The sequence below is a fragment of the Microbacterium sp. ARD31 genome, assembly GCF_031844425.1.
In genome coordinates, this window is the sequence record NZ_JAUZVE010000122.1 from 1 (window position 1) to 2,962 (window position 2,962).

The following is a 2,962-nucleotide window of genomic DNA, read 5'->3' on the forward strand; positions in this document are numbered from 1 at the left end:
GTACGCTCCTGATCTCCTGGCTCGCGTTCGCGCAACCGTTCCCCGACGCGTTCTACCTCGCCATGACGGTGCTCGTCGCCGCCAGCCCCTGCGCTCTCGCAATCGCAACCCCGGCCGCCGTCTTGGCGGGTGTGGCCCGTGCTGCGCGTGCCGGCGTGCTCGTCAAGGGCGGCGCCCCGCTCGAGACGCTCGGACGGGTCAAGGCGATGGCGTTCGACAAGACTGGCACCCTGACCTGGGGTGCCCCCCGGGTGACGTCCGTCACGCCTGCTGGCGACGTTCCCGAGTCCGAGCTGATCCGCACTCTGGTTGCCGTTGAAGCGCTTAGCGATCACCCTCTGGCCGAGGCGATCGTCCGCGACCTCGAACCTCGTGTCCCCCAGACCGAGCGCCTCACCGCGACGGACCTGAACGCGGTCGTCGGGCGTGGCGTCACGGCGACGATCGACGGCGAGCGGGTCGATGTCGGCAACCTGCGCATGTTCGACGAGCAGCAGCTCACGCTCACCGGCACGCTCGCCGACGCGTACACGCAGGCGCGGGACTCCGGGCAGACGCTGATGATCGTGCGCCGTGGCGACCGGTTCCTCGGCATCGTCGGCGTGATGGATGCCTCCCGCGCGGAATCCGCCCAGGTGCTCAGTGCACTCCGGGGCGCGAACGTGGGGCAGCTCGTGATGATCTCCGGCGACAACCAGCGCGTCGCCGACGCGGTCGGCCGGGAAGTCGGCGTCGACACCGCGATCGGCGAGCTGCTCCCCGAGGACAAAGTCGCTCAGATTACCCGCCTCGCCGAAACCCACCGTCCGATCGCGATGGTCGGCGACGGCGTCAACGACGCCCCCGCGATGGCGCGCGCCGACGTCGGCATCGCGATGGGCGCCGCCGGCTCCACCGTCGCGTTGGAGACCTGCGACATCGCGCTGATGAGCGACGATCTCGGTCGCGTCCCGTTCGCGGTACGGCTCAGCCGCGCCACCAGCCGCATCATCCGGCAGAACCTCATCGCCAGCCTCGCGATCGTCGCGTTCCTCATCCTCGCCACCTTCCTCGGCCTGAACATCGGCGCGGTCGTGCTCATCCACGAAGGCTCCACCCTGGTCGTCGTCGGCAACGCACTCCGCCTCCTCAACTTCGAGCGCGGCAAAGAGCATCACGGCATCGACCACGAAGACAGGCCCACCGCTTGAGAGACTCAGCCGGCGCAGGCGACGGCCTCCCTTGCGCGGCTATGTGGCCCAGCAGGATTGCACGGTGCCGGTCGTTGCCTGCGCGACGGTCGGGATGGTTTCCACGAGTGCTCGTGTGATCTCCTCGGACGCGGGGTACTCGATGACACGCCAACCGACGATGCCGAAGTCCTCGTCGAGGGCCTGCACCGCGCATGCGAACGACGTCCCAGCGGGCGGGGTGGCCTGGAAGGATACGGTCACGGTGCGCGCATCGACCAGCTCGTAACCCGTCTCGTCGAATCCGACGTCATCGAGCGAGTTCGAGACGGTCAGCCACGAAAGCCCTGCGACAGACAGGATTGCCACCGCCGCGACGGTGACCCAGAACACACGGCGGCGGATGGGCCGCGGGGCGCGACCGTACCGGTCGGCGAGCTCCTCCTTCGTCGTCATCTGATGCGTCTCAACTCGGGCCGCGCGCGTCGCGATCGGCAAGCTCTGCCAGGCGTGCGTTGTAAGCCTCGAGCTCGGCTTCGCCGGTGCGGTCGGCGTGCCGGTCTCGCCGCTTGGTCTCGCGGTCGTCGCTGCGACTCCACTGAATCGCGACCGTGATCGCGAGAATCAGGGTGGGGATCTCGCCGATCGACCACGCGATACCGCCGCCGGTGTACTGATCCTCGAGCGGTGTGGCACCCCAGGTGCGACCCATCGACCCGAACCAGTCGGCGACCATCAGCCCCGACTGCATCATGATCGCGATACCGAAGAACGCGTGCATCGCCATCACACCGATGAGCAGCAGCAGCCTGCCAGCGTAGGGAAGCCGCCACGGCACCGGGTCGATGCCGATCAGGGAGAGCGCGAACAGGTAGCCGGTGATGAGGAAATGCGCGATCATCCACTGATGGCCGAGGTGATCGTACAGCGACCATCGGAACAGGTCGGTGTAGTAGAACACCCACAGTGAGCCGATGAACAGGGCGGCAGCGACGAACGGGTTCGTCAGGATGCGGGCGACGGGCGAATGCACCGCCCACAGAATCCACTCCCGCCCGCCGCGGGTGCCGTCGTCTCGTTTGCGGATCGCCCGGGCGGCGAGCGTCACCGGGGCGCCGGCGACCAGCAGCACCGGGATCGCCATCGTGAGCAGCATGTGGCCCACCATGTGCATGCTGAACAGGTAGTCCTGGTAGACGTTGACGACGCCGCCGGTGACCCAGACCAGCAGCACCATGCCGGCGAGCCACATGATCGTGCGATACACCGGCCACGCGTCGCCGCGACGGCGCAGCCGCCACACCCCGGCGAGGTAGAAGAAGATCGCGAACCCGGCGAGCACCGCCCACAACATGTCCACATTCCACGCGGTGACCCACCGTTCGATCGTGAGCTCCGGGGGCAGCGGGGCACCGGTCAGGCGCTCTGCCGGCGAGGGGATCTCGGGAAGCGGGGCCGGGTTCGGTGGCGGGGTGCGGGCCAGCGCTGCGGCGGCGCCGCTGGCCACACCCATCAGTGCCAGCTCGAACGCGATGAGCATCCAGAAAGGGCGGGATGCTGCGTCGGAGCTGCGCATCCTGCCGATCAGGCGGGTGCGGTACCACGCCCCGAAGAGGCCGAGACCGACGAGCGCGACGACCTTGACGCCCAGAATCGCGCCATAGGGCGAGAGCAGATCGGACCACTCCTGCAGGCCGATCGCCGCGCGCACCGTGCCGGACACGGCGACGAGCACGAACGCGGCCAGAGCGATGCTCGAGTAGCGGGCGACGACATCGGGGATGCGGCGACGA

Annotated in this window: 3 protein-coding genes; 1 reads left to right on the forward strand and 2 read right to left on the reverse strand. The window is 68.6% G+C overall.

The genetic code is table 11. The features are described from left to right. Positions 1 to 1,190, forward strand: a 1,190-nt coding sequence (locus tag Q9S36_RS51490) for a heavy metal translocating P-type ATPase (protein ID WP_311292435.1), incomplete at its 5' end; no start/stop codon positions are given. A 39-nt stretch (positions 1,191 to 1,229) separates the two neighbouring features. Here the strand turns inward: Q9S36_RS51490 and Q9S36_RS51495 are convergent. Beyond that, positions 1,230 to 1,625: a DUF4307 domain-containing protein gene (locus tag Q9S36_RS51495; protein ID WP_311292436.1), complete on the reverse strand. Its 396-nt coding sequence runs from the start codon at positions 1,623 to 1,625 to the stop codon at positions 1,230 to 1,232. Positions 1,626 to 1,635: 10 nt separating this feature from the next. Then, positions 1,636 to 2,962: bifunctional copper resistance protein CopD/cytochrome c oxidase assembly protein (locus Q9S36_RS51500; RefSeq protein WP_311292437.1), on the reverse strand; the 1,327-nt coding region annotated here is incomplete at its 5' end.